General features: G+C 43.7%; 14 protein-coding genes. 6 read left to right on the top strand and 8 right to left on the bottom strand.

The window, feature by feature from the left end; genetic code table 11:
• Positions 1 to 11 precede the first annotated feature (11 nt).
• Positions 12 to 1355, bottom strand: coding sequence for a sodium-dependent transporter (locus H0266_RS09885; protein ID WP_181472234.1), 1344 nt, complete (start codon positions 1353 to 1355; stop codon positions 12 to 14).
• A gap of 390 nt (positions 1356 to 1745) precedes the next feature.
• On the opposite strand from H0266_RS09885, the gene H0266_RS09880 reads away from it, so the two are divergent.
• Positions 1746 to 2468 (top strand): YwaF family protein, encoded by a 723-nt coding sequence (locus H0266_RS09880; RefSeq protein ID WP_181472233.1) that lies wholly within the window; start codon positions 1746 to 1748, stop codon positions 2466 to 2468.
• 504 nt (positions 2469 to 2972) lie between these two features.
• On the opposite strand, the gene H0266_RS09875 is transcribed toward H0266_RS09880, so the two are convergent.
• From H0266_RS09875 to coxB, 3 genes are read right to left on the bottom strand one after another with little or no spacing between them, the layout of a single operon-like run.
• A complete protein-coding gene (locus H0266_RS09875) occupies positions 2973 to 3545 on the bottom strand; it encodes a cytochrome c oxidase subunit 3 (RefSeq protein WP_181472232.1) in 573 nt (190 codons plus the stop codon).
• Positions 3542 to 5449: a cytochrome c oxidase subunit I gene (ctaD, locus tag H0266_RS09870; RefSeq protein WP_181472231.1), complete on the bottom strand. Its 1908-nt coding sequence runs from the start codon at positions 5447 to 5449 to the stop codon at positions 3542 to 3544. Before ctaD ends, H0266_RS09875 begins: the two co-directional genes overlap by 4 nt.
• A gap of 3 nt (positions 5450 to 5452) precedes the next feature.
• The gene (gene coxB, locus H0266_RS09865; protein WP_181472230.1) at positions 5453 to 6163 is read right to left on the bottom strand and encodes a cytochrome c oxidase subunit II; all 711 of its coding nucleotides are present in this window, start codon (positions 6161 to 6163) and stop codon (positions 5453 to 5455) included.
• 206 nt (positions 6164 to 6369) lie between these two features.
• Between coxB and H0266_RS09860 the strand changes: the two genes are divergently transcribed.
• A complete protein-coding gene (locus tag H0266_RS09860; protein ID WP_181472229.1) occupies positions 6370 to 8052 on the top strand; it encodes a methyl-accepting chemotaxis protein in 1683 nt (560 codons plus the stop codon).
• Positions 8053 to 8509: 457 nt separating this feature from the next.
• On the opposite strand, the gene H0266_RS09855 is transcribed toward H0266_RS09860, so the two are convergent.
• Together H0266_RS09855 and H0266_RS09850 are read right to left on the bottom strand one after the other, a co-directional pair.
• The gene (locus H0266_RS09855) at positions 8510 to 8809 is read right to left on the bottom strand and encodes a phasin family protein (protein WP_181472228.1); all 300 of its coding nucleotides are present in this window, start codon (positions 8807 to 8809) and stop codon (positions 8510 to 8512) included.
• A complete protein-coding gene (locus tag H0266_RS09850; RefSeq protein ID WP_181472227.1) occupies positions 8809 to 10476 on the bottom strand; it encodes an ABC1 kinase family protein in 1668 nt (555 codons plus the stop codon). The genes H0266_RS09855 and H0266_RS09850 overlap by 1 nt, the downstream gene beginning before the upstream one ends.
• Before the next feature lie 233 nt (positions 10477 to 10709).
• Between H0266_RS09850 and H0266_RS09845 the strand changes: the two genes are divergently transcribed.
• From H0266_RS09845 to H0266_RS09835, 3 genes are all read left to right on the top strand, one after another.
• Positions 10710 to 12821 (top strand): M6 family metallopeptidase, encoded by a 2112-nt coding sequence (locus tag H0266_RS09845; RefSeq protein ID WP_181472226.1) that lies wholly within the window; start codon positions 10710 to 10712, stop codon positions 12819 to 12821.
• 145 nt (positions 12822 to 12966) lie between these two features.
• The gene (locus tag H0266_RS09840) at positions 12967 to 13866 is read left to right on the top strand and encodes a GNAT family N-acetyltransferase (protein ID WP_181472225.1); all 900 of its coding nucleotides are present in this window, start codon (positions 12967 to 12969) and stop codon (positions 13864 to 13866) included.
• Positions 13867 to 13995: 129 nt separating this feature from the next.
• Positions 13996 to 14862: a fructosamine kinase family protein gene (locus H0266_RS09835; protein WP_181472224.1), complete on the top strand. Its 867-nt coding sequence runs from the start codon at positions 13996 to 13998 to the stop codon at positions 14860 to 14862.
• An 8-nt stretch (positions 14863 to 14870) separates the two neighbouring features.
• Here the strand turns inward: H0266_RS09835 and H0266_RS09830 are convergent, their stop codons facing one another.
• The gene (locus H0266_RS09830; protein ID WP_181472223.1) at positions 14871 to 15839 is read right to left on the bottom strand and encodes a DUF1722 domain-containing protein; all 969 of its coding nucleotides are present in this window, start codon (positions 15837 to 15839) and stop codon (positions 14871 to 14873) included.
• 190 nt (positions 15840 to 16029) lie between these two features.
• Between H0266_RS09830 and H0266_RS09825 the strand changes: the two genes are divergently transcribed.
• Positions 16030 to 17385: a YjiH family protein gene (locus H0266_RS09825; RefSeq protein ID WP_181472222.1), complete on the top strand. Its 1356-nt coding sequence runs from the start codon at positions 16030 to 16032 to the stop codon at positions 17383 to 17385.
• Positions 17386 to 17464: 79 nt separating this feature from the next.
• On the opposite strand, the gene H0266_RS09820 is transcribed toward H0266_RS09825, so the two are convergent.
• Positions 17465 to 17878, bottom strand: a complete 414-nt coding sequence (locus H0266_RS09820; protein WP_181472221.1) for a GNAT family N-acetyltransferase — start codon at positions 17876 to 17878, stop codon at positions 17465 to 17467.
• Between the last annotated feature and the right edge of the window lie 14 nt (positions 17879 to 17892).

Genomic DNA, 17892 nt, shown 5'->3' with positions numbered 1-17892 from the left:
CGCTTGTTTGATCAGAACTGGAAGATTCCAGTTGAATTCAAGAATATAATGATGATCAATATTGGTGCTATGAACTTCACGATAAAGTGCCAGAAAGATCCGATTGGGGAGTTCGTCAAATCTGTAGCTTCGAGAGCTTCGGATTTTTTCAAGAACCATCCGACCAGCAAGGCCATCGATAGACCACCTAACGGCAATAAGATGTTCGAAGCGATATAGTCCATAGAATCTAAGATGCCCTTATCACCGATTGGTGTAACACCTGACCAAATTCCGAAACCTAGAGATACCGCAATACCCATCACAAACATGATCGATCCCATCAAGATACTTGTAGCGAAACGAGTCCAGTTGAACACGCGCATGAAGTAGGCCGTCGGAACTTCCAGGATGGATACGGATGATGATAGAGACGCTAACACCAACGCGAAGAAGAAAATCAGGCCGACAATTCCACCAAACGGCATTTGTTCAAAAATGCTCGGCAATGTGATGAACACAAGCGGTGGTCCTGAACTCGGATCAATTCCAAACGCGAAGACAGCCGGGAAGATGACAATCCCCGAAATAATCGCAAAGAACGTATCCATCAAACCAATACCAAGCGTCGCGCTTGGCAACTTGTTTTCTTTCTTCAAATAACTTCCGTACGTCAACATAGCTCCCATACCTAGACTCAAGGAGAAGAATGCTTGCCCAAGTGCAGCAATATAGATCGACGGATTACTTAACGCTGACCAATCCGGCGTAAATAAGAACTTCATACCTTCTGCCGCTCCGTCTAACGAAAGGCTGAAGAAGGCCAGAACAATCAGAAGAACCGCAAGCAAGGGCATGAAAATCCTGTTTGCGAGTTCGATCCCTTTTTTTACTCCACTTAAAACGATGATGATCGTTAAAATCATAAAGAAGGCCGTCCATGCAATCGGATGCCATGAGTGGCTGATAAATTGACCAAATGCCCCTTCATAACCCGCTTCAGGTGCGGCGAAGAATGATCCATTGATATAGTTCCATAAGTAAAAGATCGCCCAACCTGCCACAACGGCGTAAAAACTTAATATTAAGAACGCACTTGCAATTCCGAAGAACCCGGTCAAATACCAAGGCGTACGCGGCGCAAGCTTCTTGAAGGCACCGACAACATCACTCTCTGATTTTCTTCCTATACTAACCTCTGTCAGCAATAAAGGAACACCAATGAGAAGGACAAACAGTAAATATAATAGCAAAAAAGCTCCTCCACCATTGTTTCCTGCTACAAAGGAAAATCTCCAAATGTTCCCCAGACCTACTGCTGAACCCATTGCAGCCAGCATAAATCCGAGTTTAGTACCCCATTTCTCTCTCGCCATAAACAATCAACTCCTCTCACTCCAATTTATAAATATTCATCAGCATACCACAGAATGAGAGTGTGTAAATATATATTCTGAAATTTCATATTATTTACATCCAAAAATCAAATCTAGATGTCTTTGTTTTTGGCTTTTGAGACCTTTCTGGATGCTTGGACTCAAATTGCATACATTCCGTACCGGTCGTTTTCAATACAAGGGCAGATGGCATCTCTTTCGTTTTAAACCCATAAGCTTTGCAAGCTCTAGGGAAATTCGGGTTCCACGTCGTATGAAAATGCTTGCACTGAAAACAATTGACTTTTTTCATACAACCCCTCTTTCTGACATAATAATTATGGTAGAATCATAGCACAATTCATCCTGATTCACTAGGAAGTGACGACATTGGAAAAATGGTTCAGTACATATAGTTCTTATCCGTTCGAACTCTTCACGACCAGTCATATCCTGGCTCTTATCATCTTTCTCACCGGTGCCGTCTTCCTATTGGCTTCGGCTACTTGGATCACCGCTCGCCCACGAGTCGTATTATTCATTCGTGTCGGATTGTTTATCCTATTATTCATCTCTGAGGCAAGCTATCAATATTGGGCCATCAAAAACGATGTATGGAGCATGACTTATTACGTACCGCTTCATCTATGTGGAATCGCATCAATTTTGGGAATGATTACACTAGCTACTTATCATTCAAAACTGATCAAACTCAATTATTTCATCGGTATCATCCCGGCACTTATTGCACTCGTCACGCCGGATTTATTGTACGATTACCAACACTTCCGCTTTTGGAAATTCTTCATCCATCACATGGCGATTATTTGGACCAGTTTATTTCTTATCGTGACGACGTCTGTTCGAGTGACCTGGGTGACCATGATCAAAGCATATGTATGGCTTATTCTATACGGAGTGATTGTGGGGACTATCAATTCTATACTTGGATCGAACTACATGTTTCTTGATGGTCCACCGGATGCCGCTACGCCTCTGGATTATTTAGGGGATGGAGTCTGGTATTATATCAATCTAGGAATTCTTTCCCTCACACTATTTTCGATCATGGTCATCATCTACCGTTTTATTGAAAAACGATTCACACCATAAAAGAGGAATTGTAACTTCTACTGATACGGTTTCCGTTACAACATTTCAAGTTCGAAGGGCCGGGAAATCACTCGCTTTTCGATGGCATGTGCTGAGCTTACTCAGGCTCCGCCTTGCGGGATCACACCGATCATGTACACCCCTCAGGAGTCTCGCAATTTCCCGCCCTTCTTGCTCTGAAGAGGATAACGGAAACTTTAAATATGAGATTAGCGTAATCAAAACGCTCATGCGCGACCATTGTCATTTGTTCTTTAACTAGCTAAGACGTACTGACCTATGTAAAGGTTCGTTACCCCCCCATGTCGAATGGGGTGGCTTTGAAACAGCGAGACTCCCGCGGGAGAAGGACTCAGGCAAGACCCCACAGGGAGTTCTACGACCGAGGAGGCTTGCCGGCTCCCCCGCAGGAAAGCGAGTTGTTTCAAAGCCATCCCTCTCAACATACGTCAACGAACCTCTTTGATCTCGAGTTAGACTCTTCCTCACCCCTTACCTACGTCATTAGAATAGGTAAGGTACGTAGACGATGAGAATGATGAGGACCCAGATGACGTCCACGAAGTGCCAATAGTAGTTGAAAATTTTATGTTTTTCGATGAACAAACTGCGTGGGAGCTTTTGTTTGAACTGTCCCATCAACAGTATCATCCACCCTAAACCAAAAGCGACGTGAGAGGCGTGTAATCCAACTAGTACATAGAACGAAGACAGAAAGTTGTTCATCGTAATCGTGTAACCTTCGTGTACGTATTTATAGAACTCATGTATCTCAAGTCCCATAAAGATTGATCCGAGTAGAAATGTCGTTCCAAGACCGATCCAAATCTTCTTACGATCCCAGGTCTTGAGCCCCTTCTCTGCTATCATTAGCGTTCCACTACTTGATAATAAGAAAACAGATGTCAACACGACCGTACGTAACTCATATACCTCTGATGGATCCGCCCCGACGGAAGCTGGTGTAAACAGGATATATGTTGCGAAAAGCGTCGCGAACATTAAAGCCTCAACGACGAGGTAAAGGAAGAACCCTAAACGTTTATCTTGAAACAATATTTCAGACGTCTGTTTCATGATTCCTCCTCCTTCCTGTACGCTTTTTTGCGTTCGTCAGTGAGCGACCTGAGAATGAAGAAACTTAGAACCCCTACTCCACCGATCACTTGCATCCATACCCATTGATAAATGAAACCGATACTCATGACACCTAAGATGCCGGCAAGCACGACAGGCTGAATCGTTTGAACGGGAATCGGTGAAGGTCTTGGGTTTTCGGCAGCCGGCAGTGATTCTTCAGAGATTTTGGCATACCAAAACGCGTCCCTGCTGTTCACTTGAGGTACTGGGTCAAACGGGTGCTCAGGTGCCGGTGAGTCAACCGACCATTCTAATGTACGGCCGTCCCAAGGATCCTTCCCTACTTTTTCACCATAACGGTGCGTTTTGTATAAGTTCCACACGACAAATAACATGCTTGCTCCCATCACGAACGCCCCGATGGTACTGACAAAGTTCAATAAGAACAACCCATCATCCCAAGAGTACGTGTAGACACGGCGAGGCATGCCGTTAAGCCCTGCAAAATGCTGAGGCATGAAGGTCAGATGGAACCCGATGATGAATAACCAGAAATGCCAGCGCCCCAATGTTTCGTCCAGCACCTTCCCTGTCATCTTCGGATAATAGTAATAGATCCCCGCAAAGGCTCCTAATATCGTCCCCCCGATCATGGTGTAGTGGAAATGAGCTACAACGAAGTAGGAGTCATGGTATTGGTAATCGGCAGCTGCAACAGCCAACATGACGCCCGTCACACCACCGAGTACGAACGTGGGGATAAAGCCAAGCGAAAATAACATCGGTGTCTTAATGCGCACGACCCCTTTTCTCATGGTAAATAACCAGTTGAAAACCTTGATTCCTGTCGGTACGGCAATGAGCATGGTTGTAATCGCAAAGACCGAGTTTGCGAGTGCACCAAGTCCAACCGTAAACATGTGGTGCGCCCATACCATGAAGCCAAGCAGGCCGATCAGTGCGATGGCGATGACCATGGAACGGTATCCGTAGATTCGTTTCCTGGAAAACGTCGAAATAATATCAGAAAATATTCCGAACGCAGGTAAAATGAGAATATAGACTTCCGGGTGCCCGAAGATCCAGAATAAGTGCTGGTAGTAGATAGGCGAACCGAGTTCTCCTAAGAAAAAGGATGTGCCGTAAAGACGATCGAACGTCAGTAGCAGTAACGCTACAGTCAATACAGGAAAAGCAATGATAATCAAAAACGATGTGACAAGAGTCGCCCAGGGAAATAACGGCATACGCGTCAGTTTCATGCCAGGTGCCCGGAGGCGAATGATAGTCACAATCATGTTGATCGCTGTCAAAATCGTCCCCATTCCTGATATTTGTAATCCGAATATGTAGTAATTATTATTGGGGCCCGTCGTAAACGTATCGCTTGATAAAGGCGCATACGCTGTCCATCCTGCATTAGGTGCAGCATTGAAGAAAAAGGCCATATTAAAGATGACCGCTCCTGAAACAAACAACCAAAAACTGATGGCATTCAAATAAGGGAACGCCAAATCGTTCGCGCCGAGCTGGAGAGGTACAGCAATATTCATGAGTCCGATCAACAACGGCATGGCGACAAAAAAGATCATCACCGTACCATGTGTCGTGAATACTTCATTATATTTTTGTGATTGAAAGACCCAGAACTCACTCTCCGGGACAGCTAATTGACTACGTATGAACATGGCGTCCATTCCACCACGAATAAAGAATAGAAATGCAAATAGGATATACATCGTCCCTATTTTTCGGTTATCCGTGGTTCTCGCATATTCCCAAATCGTCGGCCACTGCTCTTTTTTGGTCAGCCACCATAATAGCAGAACTCCGATTAAAGAAACGAAAATCCATGATACGACTATATCTGACGGAACTTCGCCTATAAAAGGTACATTCATGATTTAACCCCCTTCTTCCTCAATGTCATTCAACCACTGTTGAAACTCCCCCTCACTCACCACTTGTGTTTCGAATCGCATCAATGTGTGCTCCGCTCCACAAAATTCAGCACATTTGCCTTGAAATGTTCCAATTTTTCTTGGGGTGAATTGAAGGCGCGTTGTTTTCCCAGGGATCACATCAATTTTCCCTGCTAATTTAGGGACCCAAAAAGAATGAATCACGTCTTTGGATGTGAGTCGAAAATGAACTTCTCGATCAACAGGCACGACTAACTCATCAGCTGATTCTTTTCCATTTTCATACGTAAAGACCCAGTTATACTGTTGCCCGACGACTTCGACAACCATCGCCTCTTCATTTGCCTGACTAGTTCCTTGACCAATCGTTGACGTTAATTCGTATGTAGCTTTGACGGTGGGGACAGCTAAAACGGCTAAAATGATGAATGGCAGTACGGTCCATGTAATTTCCAACCATTTATTTTCTTTTTCATCACCGGGAATGAAGTCAGAACGGTCTGGCGTTTCCTTGAATTTCCTTATAAATTGAACGAACAGAACCATAACGACGATGAAAACAAGCATCATTAATCCGAAGCTTAAATAAATCAAGTCTGTGAGAGTGCGAGCGTAGTCACTCGCAGGATTCAACACCCTCAAATCACAGGCTGTAAGAAAGAGCAACAGAAGAATGGAAAGCATTTTTTTCATAAGACTCCACCTTCACACTTTTTTTCGACACTTATGTAAGTTTTGTTTACTATTGTAAAATAGTGGCGAATCTATTAATGGTTTATAGCCTATTTCCTAACAAATGAAACGTTCTATCCGATATAATACTTAACAGATAGCGTCCGAGTCTTACATACATCATTTTTAAGGTAAAGGGGAGAAAAGGTATGAATTTGTTGAGGAACATGAGCATAGGCGCAAAATATGCAACCGCTTTCGGCGCGACTTTATTATTGTTCGCTATTGCCATTGTTGTCGTGTACGTACAAATGAGTATGGCACGCGACAATTTACAAACCGTTGATGACCGGGGAACCATAGCTATTGAAGTAGCTGAAATGGCGTCTCTAGCCAGGACAAAAGATATTCGCATCGCCGACTACATAAGTGAACCAAGAGGGCTCTACGTGGATGAATTCGAAGAGAGACGTGAACGCTTCAACGAGCTTCAAGCAACATATGTGGAACAATTCAGCGGTGGTACATTAGAAGAGTCAATGAACAAGATCAGCCAAATTGACGAGGAGATCAACACTATTTTCTTAGAACAGATGGTCGGGAATGTGAGTAACACGAGTAAAATCGAAGAACTTCGTAATACGACACAAAGATTGCGTTCTGATCTCGTAGATGAGTTATCTGCTGTCCAATCAGAGGTAGAGCAAGCGATGAGCAACTCAACATCAGAAGCTAAATCTGAAATTCAATTCACCATTTATACGTTGGTCATCTCCGCAGCTATTGCGCTTGTCGTGGGTATTGCCATCATGTGGTTCGTCAATAGACAAGTAAAATCAAGAATGAATGCCCTTGTGACATTAGCTGATCAAATCTCAGATGGCGAATTGTATCACGAAATAAAGGAAGACCAAAGCAAAGATGAAATCGGTTCTCTCAGCCGTTCTATGAACCAAATGAAAACGAACCTTCAACAACTGATTGAACAAATTGGCGGCTTATCTAATCAAGTAAATGACCAAAGCCGTGAATTGCAGCAGTCGTCTCACGAAGTGCAGGAAGCTTCCCAACAAGTTGCCGCAACGATGGAAGAACTATCTTCTGGGTCCGAACAACAAGCTGGTGATGCGTCCACTCTTTCTGAAATGATGGAACAGCTCGGTCAAAAGATTGAAGCCTCTAACCAAACAGGATCAACCGTCGCCCAGCAATCACAACAAGTGTTGGCGCAGAGTGATGAAGGAAAACAATTAATGGATTTGTCCGTTGAGCAGATGAGCGATATTCATCAAGTGATGGAAGAAGCCGTTCAGAAAGTCCACCAATTGGACCGTCAATCCGGAGAGATCTCCAAGTTGATTCAAGTTATCCAAGATATAGCGGAACAAACGAACCTTCTGGCTTTGAACGCAGCGATTGAAGCTGCCAGAGCTGGCGAGCACGGAAAAGGATTCGCCGTTGTGGCCGATGAAGTCCGCAAATTAGCTGAAGAAGTATCACGTTCTGTCGGAGAAATCACCCATATGGTCGAGAACATCCAAAGCGACTCTAAAGACGTTTCCCAATCCCTCGAAGAAGGATATGAAAAAGTCGAAAAAGGAACGGGACAGATCCAGAGGACCGGCAGGACATTCGAAGAAATTCAATCCTCCATCCGAACGATGGTTGAAGGAATAGATGCTATTTCGAATAACCTAGAGGACATCACCGAGAGTACGCTTACGATGAACCGATCTATTGAGAGTGTGGCATCAAGCTCACAACAATCGGCGGCAGGGGTAGAACAAACCACTGCGTCCATTCAGCAAACAAATAGTTCAATGGAACAAGTCTCTCACCATGCCAATGACCTTTCTGGTATGTCGGATCAGCTGAACAATTTAGTGAAACAATTTAAGTTACAAAAATAACATCTCCGAGAAATGTACCATCAAGGTAGACAGAAGCCCCGCCTTACAAGGCGGGGCTTCTCAGACTGTTGAAGAAGTTAGTGGAACGGTTCTTTTTAGATCAGATATGAATCCCGTGGGATGGAAAACCACTCGCTTTCCACCCCACTATGCTACAAGTAGTAGAAACAGAACCTTGCCAAACATTTTGCGTTTATCCGTAGCAACCCTTCTTATAGGTGATTTATAGAGGTTCACACTTCCTCTCGCAAGGTGGCGTGGAAACGGCGACACTCCTGCAGGATCCTGAGGCTTGGGTGAGATCCCGCAGATCGCGAAGCGAGCGAGGAAGCTCACCGCCGCCTGCGGAAAGGGAGTCGTTTCCACGCCACCGGCCTCTGCTCATATCAGAAGAACCGAAAATGGGTTTCGCGGCACTCTGAAAAGACCCGCCTTCAGATAAAAGGCGGGTCTTCTTTTACTCTCCGTTATGATAATTTTCAAGACGTTTCACACGCGATTCCAGAACCTCGTATTCTTCTCTCGAAACAAAGCCCAAGTCCTTCATGCGATCTTGCATTTTAGCTTTCGCCTGACTTCCCCACTCCTTATCATAACTCTCCCCTTTGCTAATCCATTCATTCATCACGGATTTAGCTTGTGAGGGACTCATTTCGCCTCGCTTCACCATTTCGTTCACCATTTTTTCGAACTTTTCTTTCCCGCTAACGGCTGCACCAAGTCCTAAATAAAAACCTTTCTTCAATAAATCATTCATCATTCATTCCTCCTGTTATAGTGGATTTTCCGAATCATGTTCCAATGTTTAATGAAGCTGATTACCAATCCAATCGTCCCTGCCGTCAATAGTCCACTGCCTATCCACACGGCCGGGAGAACAGGGACCACTAAGGTCCAGTAAAGGGCTGCTGACCCTGAAGCCATAAAGAGTAAAGATACGAATGCGTAAAATAAATAAAACTGGTGAAACAAGTGATGCCTTTGCTTATCGCTTTTCCACTCTCTCTCTTTATCCCCGTCCTCCAAGTACTCCACTAAAGCTCGTGGCAGTGATAACAGGGGTCGGGCCGATTCCTTTGCCACTTCTTTATATATAGAAAAACTCGAGTTGTCTTTTCCTCCAGAAATCCATTCTTTAATGACCGGTTTTCCCCAATCGATTAAATCGATCTGTGGATAGACCGTACTTAACACTCCGACAATGATACTTGTGGCCCGCCCTAAAAAGGCATAATCGGCCGGCAGTTGAATGGGCTGATCATTGATGAACTGCTGAATTTCTTCGAGTGTCTCGTTCATTGTATTCGCATCAAGCTTGTCGAAGTTCCCCTCTAAATACATGTCTGTCGTCTGTTTCAAGATTTTTTTCACTTGTTCAGTATTGGCATCCGGTAATAGAAACTCCATTTCCTGAAGGGCTTGAATCACCAGATCATAATCATCTAATATAAAGCCTTGGATCATCGTTCGTATTGAATTGGCGTCTTCTTTTTTGATCTCGCCGACCATACCAAAATCAATGACGACAATGGTGCCATCCGGCTTTAGCATTAAATTTCCCGGATGCGGGTCGGAGTGAAACATCCCTGTGTATAAGAATTGTTCGACACAGAGATCGAATAGGGTCTTCGCAATGACTTCCCTTTTGATTTGATGCTTTCTGATAAAAGCAAGATCTGTTATTTTAGCTCCCTCAATCCATTCCATGACGAGGACGCGTTTTGTTGATAGGTCGGTATTGTATTCAGGGACATACACATTCGGAAATTCTTCGAACCTCTTTTTAAAGTGGTTTCCATTCTTCATTTCCATTGTAAAATCCAATTCATTGCTGATGACGCGAACCACTTCACGGTACAGGGCTGGCAAATCCGCCTTCCTCCCGTATTTTGTAAAGCGATCCAGCAACCAGAACACAATTCTTAACGCCTTGAAATCCATCCCAAAGATCTCTTTCACGCGATACCTTTGTACTTTAATCGCCGCAGTTGTCCCGTTTTTCAATGTTGCTTTATACACTTCCCCGATAGAGGCGGAAGCGACGGGCTTTTCATCGATGGAGGCCACGAAATCTTCTATAGGACCTTGCCAGTCTTCTTCCATTGTTTCCTTTGATTTCTCGAATGGGACAGGTTTTACCCGGTCTACCAGTCCCTCTAACTCTTTGATGAACGATGGTGGAAGCAAATCTCCACGCGAACTTAGGAACTGACCGAACTTAATGAGTAAACCGCCAAGCTTAATCGCTTTCCTCCTGTATTCACCAGCTTGTTTTTCAAGCATAGCCTCCCACTTCCGCTGGGTCTCCTGATCCCAAACTCGGTGCGTCTTCTGAAACCAGAAGATTTGAACAAGGAACCGGATCGACATCCAGACAATCACCGTGATTCGATAAAAGGATATGTATTTTAGTCGCTCTTTCATAATCAAAGCCCCCCTTCTTCCTGTTTTTCTGCTTCATAACTATTCTTTCACTTTACCCTTTCTCTTATAATTCAACCTTAATTCTTTAAATAGTATGATAGTCCTCCTACCTAGTTCTTTCGCGGCACGAAAAGATTAGATAATTCAATCGAATTTACCATTCAAAATTTTCTAATTATTCGGCATAATAGGACATAGAGTTTTTACAAAAATTTCATCAGGAGGAATATAATTTGAATAAACACCGACTAACGGCCTTATTATCAGCCGGGGCCCTTACCCTGTCCCTATTAGCCCCAGCTGCAACACCACACGCTGAATCAAGCTCTACCTACGAGAATTGGAACGTAGAACGATATGGTGACCGCATCGATATCGATGAGAAACTTCAGAAACAATCAGAAAGTGAAAGCTTCCAAAAAGAAGCCTTGCAGAAAATAAAAGAGAATGCTAAGAACACCAACTTCAACGAAGATGAAGCAAGCTCAGAATCTTCAGATGGAAACTTCACGTACGATGGTGGGACGAAAAGTTTCTTGGACCGAGATTTAAGCTTCCAACAATTCACACTTCGTAGTGTGGGCGAGAATGTTGAAGTTTGGGTAGCGAATGACCTATCCTTTGGCGAAGGAGACCCACGTGATGCTCACGTCGTCAATCAGGAGCAAGTCGATAAAATGGCGAAGGAATTCGACGAAAATATCTATCCGAAAGCAACAGAATTTTTCGGTACGCCCGATTCACTGGATGGATCGAACGCACAGCTTGAAGACCTAGGCATTGTACCTGAGGGCTACTACAGTGGAGATGGAGACAAAGTAACGATTCTTGTCAATAACATCAAAGATGATAACTATGCTGACCCAGAATATCCATTCTTCGTAGCCGGATTCTTCTGGCAGACCATCGAAAATTACACGGACCGCAACATTGTAACGATCGATTCCAGTGATTGGGGAAATCGTCTAGAAAGCACGTTCTTCGGGACAACTATTCATGAGCTCCAACACTTGATTCATGCCGATAACGACGGTGACGAAACATCATGGCTCAACGAGGGAATGTCCACCTTCTCTGAATACCTAGGAGGATATGGGTTAGGTACAGGCTCTATCAACTTCCTTCTTGATCATCCTGAAAACTCTCTGACAAACTGGGATGAGCATGTTGATGCAAAAACGGGACCTGAAACCATTGCAGACTACGGATTAGTACAACTATTCACTCTTTACAATTACGAGCGCTTCGGACAAGAATTCATCCGTTACGTGGCAAAAGATGAGTTGAATAGTATCGAAAGCTTTGAACAAGCTTACAAAGAATTTGGACTTGATGTGACGTTCAACGACGTATATCAAGATTTCTCTACCGCTCTTGTCGTCGATGATGACCAATGGAAAGGCGGAAAATACGGTTTCGAAAACATCGACCTTCGTGAGCTTCCGACCGAAGACGGGGAACGCGGATTTACCGTAAACTTTGAAAAAGCGAAAGACTATGAAAAAGAAGGAGTTCCTGCATGGGGTACCGACTTCAAAGAATTCAACTTCACTAGTGAAGATAAGGTAGATACGCTGAACTTTAACGGAACTGATTTTGAAGCGAACACTTGGGAATCCACGCAAGACCCACTAGGCGCCAATAATGACGTCCTTTGGGCTGGTGAAGGAGATGAGTTGGATAACAACTTAATCTTCAAGGCAGACCTTACAGATGTGGACCAAGCTACACTGAACTTTGACCACTATGTTGACATTGAAGAAGCGTGGGATTATGGCGTCGTTCAAGTATCCACAGACGATGGTCAAACGTGGACGTCCCTATCGAATGAAAATACACGTTCTGATGTTGTAGAACAAGGATATCCGAAGATCAAAGAAAATGTTCCAGGTTTCACAGGACACTTTGAAGACTATCAATCCGAATCCTTCGACCTTTCTGAATATGCCGGACAAGAAGTGCACATTTCCTTCCGCTATTTAACAGACTGGGGCTATAACGACGAAGGCTGGTTCATCGATAACATTGAAGTTCCAGAAATCGGACTTGATTTTGACGGAACAACGAAAGATCCATTCATGTCCAAAGCGGAACTTCTTGGCGAGTATGTCGATTATGGCGTGACATTCATCAAAGAGAAGAACAATGGCAAATACCAAGTCATCGAAGTGGATCCTTTCAATATTACGGACGAAGAAGCACTCGATTTGAAACAAGCTTTCCGTAATGGAAAAACGTATATGACGACGTATTTCGCAGCTCCTCAAGAAAGCTTGAATCCTGTTTCTTTTGAATATGAAGTGAAGTACAAAGAGAATGGTAAAGACAAGAAAAAAGACAAATAACCACTTTTCTAAGCCAATCAGAGCTCACTCTGGTTGGCTTCTTTCTTTCCAAAGAAGGCAGGCTTGCGCTTTCCATTCCCTTTATGCAATGATTTGTATAAAGAGAAACTCTATTACGGCGGGATAAAACGAAAGGGTGGTTTTCATGCATATCCGTGAACTTGAAGTGAAAGAATTACATAACGTAGCCGAGTGGCTTTACCATATGAACGAACAAGACAGTCATTACGTAGCTTGGCTCGCTTCAGATCCTAACGAGATTTTCGAACAAATTTGGACATTGACCCAATTCCGAGATCCTCTTGCCTATGTAGCATGGGAAGGAGAAAACATCATCGGATTCTTAGGGTTACTTCCTTTCTTCGATCAAAAGCTGTGCCGCCTGCTTGGTCCTTTTGCTCTTGAAAATGAACGGGAAGTTATTGAACAACTATGGGACAAGGCTTCTATCACGATTCACATGCATTTTGACATGGCTAAAGTCGCTTGCTTCGATTCGAATGAGGAGTTGATCAGCTTCACAGAGCGTCATGACTTTCAGTTGTACAACGTTGAAAAAACACTGGCTCTGCACCGCCACACTTTCGATCCGACAACCTCCGATCACAGCTCGATCGTCAATGTCCTTGAAGATGACCACGACCAAGTGGATCAGCTTCACCCTACCGCTGCCTACTACACAACGGAAGAAATGCTTCGTTTATCAAAAGAACCTGAAAACTATTTGTGGGGATTTCAAAAGGACGGGAACATCACAGGCTACTTGTATTTCGAAACCATTATCGAAGGACACGAAGGAGAGATCTGTTTCGTTAACGTAGACCATTATGATCAAGGAGAAGGGATCGGCTCGACGTTAATTGAATATGCCTTGCATTATGCGTTTCATGCCTTGGATCTAGATGTCGTCACCATTTCTGTCCGTAACCAGAACGCACAAGCTGAAAAGCTATATCGACAAATCGGATTCAGGGAAATCAATACCATCTATGCCTATGAAAAATCGATGACGACCATCCCGACAATCTCTACAACGATTCATTAATACACTCAAAACCCAGGGACCGCTTCCCTGGGTTTTTTATAAATCATTCTCAAAGATGAAGCCATTTTCTTAGATTCACTCTATTAAAAAAGGGTATAGACTTCCATCGGGATGATTGGAGGAATAACAATGAAAGAAACCGTTCAAAAAGGACTGCAATCGGTTGGAGATCACTCTAAAATCAAGCAATGGAAGACGGTTGGAGGCGGCGACATCAACCGCTCCTTCTATGTACAGACCGAAAACAGCGAATACTTCATCAAAGGCAATCAGGACGTTCCACCTCATTTCTTTAAAGCAGAAGCGGAAGGATTACGCCAAATTCAAGAAACAAACACGATTTCGGTACCTCGTGTCCATTATTACGATGAGCCCGAAACTGGTCAGGAAGCGGTCATCATCATGGACTGGATCAAGACCGGACATAAAGATGTCTCCGAACCATTAGGTCATCAGTTAGCGCATATGCATCGACATACGAAAGACGCGTATGGGTTTCATTCGCCCACGTTTGTAGGAGAACTGGATCAGCCAAATACGTGGAGTGATTCATGGCTTACATACTATCGAGACTTCCGGCTAAAGGGACAACTGGACTATGGACAATCCACCGGAACCATCACTGGGGACAGATATCATTCCCTGACTGCGTTACTTGAACGATTAGATGAATGGATTCCACATCACCCAAGCGCATCCCTTTTGCACGGTGATTTGTGGGGCGGAAACTGGATGAATGGTGCGGACGGAAAGCCCTATTTAATCGATCCTTCCGTTCTTTACGGCGACCACGCTTTCGAGATGGCATTCACAGAACTGTTCGGGGGATTCTCCCCTGCTTTTTATAAGGCTTATGAAGACGTGCTCCCTTTACCGGCAGAATACGAAAATCAAAAACCTTTGTACCAGCTCTTTTATTTACTTGTTCATTTGAACATGTTCGGAGAAATCTACGGGGGGAGCGTTGACCGGATTCTCAAAAGATATATAGGGTGATCCTCCCTTTACGAGTAAGCCCTTCCCTTTCCAGAATCCGAAATCTCAACTAGATCAATCGGAAACGGTTCAAAATAGGTTTGGCAAGCAAGGTAGTTCTCTTCAAACCGATTGATCCAAGACTGCAAAACACTCATGACTGCGCTCAAAGGAATCTTTTCTTCTTTATACTGTTCGAGTAAAGACTGAAAGCCAGCCTTTTCTTTTTGACTCAAAGTCTTTTTGAAGTATCCGGCAATATGTTGGCACACATTGATATGAGACTGTGGCTCAGGAGGGTGTTCGAGCAATGCATGAAGTTGCGCTTCATATGCATGTGCCACTTCCTCTAATGAAAGCCGATCATGATTGGCGAGGATGCGGCCCATTTGCTTCGCTCTTCCGGGGTGATGAGCCATGAATAAGTATTTATTATGTTCATGAAAAGATTGCACATGCTTCACTTCCGGGTTCTCTTTCACTTCCCTAAAGGAAGCTAATGTAAAGAGTTTCGTTAAGAAATGGTTGCGGAGCGTAAAGTTCTTCATGCGCCCTTCTTCTTCTATGGCGAGTCCTCCATAGTGATTCAGGATTTCCTTAGAAAACATTCCGGTGGTTTTACCGATGACCTGAGAGTGCTCTTCATGTTGATACACCTTCACGTCCTGCATGCCACAAGTCGGCGATCGGCTCTTCAATAGGAACCCATCGACGCCAGGCAAACTGGACAGAAAAGATGCTGTATACTTTTGCATATCTTCTGTCAGATCCTTACCTGTCTTTGGTTGGACCAAGCGCTCTTCTCCATCGTTTACAATTCGGATTGCGTCTCTCGGTACACCAAGACCTATGCCCACCTCTGGACAAACCGGGATAAATTCAACGAAGGGTTTGAGCCTCTGCACAGTTTTATCAGGGATTACAGCACCATTGTAACGAACTTCTCCAAACTCTAAACACTGGCTGACCACTACTCTTGGGACTGGGAAATTTCTCACCAAGCATCCCCCTTTCAAGATAAGTTCAAGTATAAGCAGGAGTTCCTTATTTTCGAGTCGAATAAACATGGTAAAAGTATTATTCAAATTTCCTATTGGCTTTTTTGTCGAAACGTATTAAAATAAAAAACGTTGCATATTTATTCCCTTACTTATATAGAGAAAATGATTGTTGAGGAGAGATGTTTGGATGAAAGCAAAAGATTTTAGTACATCATCGCATTTACGTTTTATTATTCCATCGCTGATCGGAGTCTTTCTATTCATGTTCCCGGTTACGGATGACGGGGCCATCACGATTCCCATTGCCATTATGGCAGGTTGGATTGAAAGTGGATGGGAACAAACCCTTCCCTTGATCATGACGATCATTATCACAATAACGGCCATCGGTACGCTATTCGTCAAAGCGATAGGCCCTGATAAATTAGACCGTACGCCTTTCTTCAAATCGTTATTTAATGTACCCATCGTATGGGTCGTTACACGTGTATTAGGTATGATTTTCGCTTTGATGGTCTACTTCCAAGTCGGCCCGGAACCGATCATATCCGATGTCACAGGCGGATTATTGTTGGGTGCCGGAGGTTTGCTCAGTACGTTATTTGCCGTTTTCCTTTTCGCAGGACTATTCTTACCGCTCTTATTAAATTACGGATTACTAGAATTATTTGGCGTGGTATTAACGAAAGTCATGCGCCCCTTGTTCCGTTTACCAGGACGATCATCCGTCGATTCCCTTGCCTCTTGGTTAGGAGACGGTACGATTGGTGTTTTACTCACAAGTAAGCAGTATGAAGAAGGATATTACACGAAACGGGAAGCTGCTGTCATCGGTACAACGTTCTCTGTCGTGTCTATTACATTCAGTATTGTTGTTATTGAATATGTAGGACTAGGTGACATGTTTGTTCCTTTCTATTTAACGGTTGCGCTTGCAGGGTTCGTAGCCGCCTTGATTATGCCTCGTATTCCACCGCTTTCTCGAAAAGAGAATACGTACGTCAGTGGAAAGGCTGATGATATTTCAGAAGAAGTGCCTTCCCAACACAATATATTTACGTATGGTTATGCTAAAGCTGTTAAACGCGGAAGCAAGGCTTCAGGGTTGAAAGACTTCTTCAAACAAGGAGCTCAGAACATTCTAGATATGTGGATGGGGGTTGCCCCGATCGTTATGGCACTCGGAACGATTGCATTAGTTATCGCGGAATTCACCCCGTTCTTCTCATGGATCGGAATGCCATTCATTCCGTTGCTCGAATTGATGCAAGTTCCTTATGCAAAAGAAGCGTCAGAAACGATCTTGGTTGGTTTTGCGGATATGTTCTTACCGGCAATTATCGGAGAAGCTATTCCAAGTGAAATGACTCGTTTCATTATTGCTTCCTTGTCCGTGACACAACTGATTTACATGTCTGAGGTCGGTGGATTGTTGCTTGGTTCTAAAGTTCCCGTGAACATGAAAGACTTGTTCATCATTTTCTTACTGCGAACCCTTATTACATTGCCAATCATTACACTTGTCGCTCACCTATTGTTCTAATTTGAAATAACTTAAGATCCCCAGCATAGAGCCTATTCTCTATGCTGGGGATTTCTATCATTACAGACTTCCCTTTACATTAAACGCCTGAGTGATATTCACATTTAAATCGCTCTACACCTGGATACTTCTCTCCTAAACTCGTAACCTCAAACCCACACTTTTCGTAAAACTGAATCGCCTCACGATCTGTCTCGGCTACTATCCCAGCCGCTGGATTCTCCATCATCACAGCTTTAATCATTTTTCTCCCGTAACCTTTCCCCCTTTCACTAGGAAGAAGAGCAATATGCTTGATTTCATATCTTGCTTGCTCGTATTTATGTACCCCCACGATTCCTATGACATCCCCACCACTGATCATTCCGTACAACCGATAATCCTTTTCCGCTACATATGTTTGATATAGGGACGCTGTTTTTCTTGTACTTGTAACATACGAAAAAAGCTCACGAACTCGTGAAGATAAGCTTGTTGAAGTAATTTCAATCATCAGAACACCCCTGT

The organism is Halobacillus locisalis (genome assembly GCF_013694105.1).
Lineage (GTDB): Bacteria > Bacillota > Bacilli > Bacillales > Halobacillaceae > Halobacillus > Halobacillus locisalis.
Note: the sequence above shows the minus strand (reverse complement) of the source record. Positions and strands in the feature narration are given on the sequence as shown.

Bases quoted from the DNA above. Each gene is read 5' to 3' on its own strand.
- H0266_RS09885 (WP_181472234.1), bottom strand. From the start codon at position 1,355: ATGGCGAGAGAGAAATGGGGTACTAAACTCGGATTTATGCTGGCTGCA.
- H0266_RS09875 (WP_181472232.1), bottom strand. From the start codon at position 3,545: ATGAAACAGACGTCTGAAATATTGTTTCAAGATAAACGTTTAGGGTTC.
- H0266_RS09860 (WP_181472229.1), top strand. From the start codon at position 6,370: ATGAGCATAGGCGCAAAATATGCAACCGCTTTCGGCGCGACTTTATTA.
- H0266_RS09835 (WP_181472224.1), top strand. From the start codon at position 13,996: ATGAAAGAAACCGTTCAAAAAGGACTGCAATCGGTTGGAGATCACTCT.
- H0266_RS09825 (WP_181472222.1), top strand. From the start codon at position 16,030: ATGAAAGCAAAAGATTTTAGTACATCATCGCATTTACGTTTTATTATT.
- ctaD (WP_181472231.1), bottom strand. From the start codon at position 5,449: ATGAATGTACCTTTTATAGGCGAAGTTCCGTCAGATATAGTCGTATCA.
- H0266_RS09820 (WP_181472221.1), bottom strand. From the start codon at position 17,878: ATGATTGAAATTACTTCAACAAGCTTATCTTCACGAGTTCGTGAGCTT.
- H0266_RS09840 (WP_181472225.1), top strand. From the start codon at position 12,967: ATGCATATCCGTGAACTTGAAGTGAAAGAATTACATAACGTAGCCGAG.
- H0266_RS09850 (WP_181472227.1), bottom strand. From the start codon at position 10,476: ATGAAAGAGCGACTAAAATACATATCCTTTTATCGAATCACGGTGATT.
- coxB (WP_181472230.1), bottom strand. From the start codon at position 6,163: ATGAAAAAAATGCTTTCCATTCTTCTGTTGCTCTTTCTTACAGCCTGT.
- H0266_RS09855 (WP_181472228.1), bottom strand. From the start codon at position 8,809: ATGAATGATTTATTGAAGAAAGGTTTTTATTTAGGACTTGGTGCAGCC.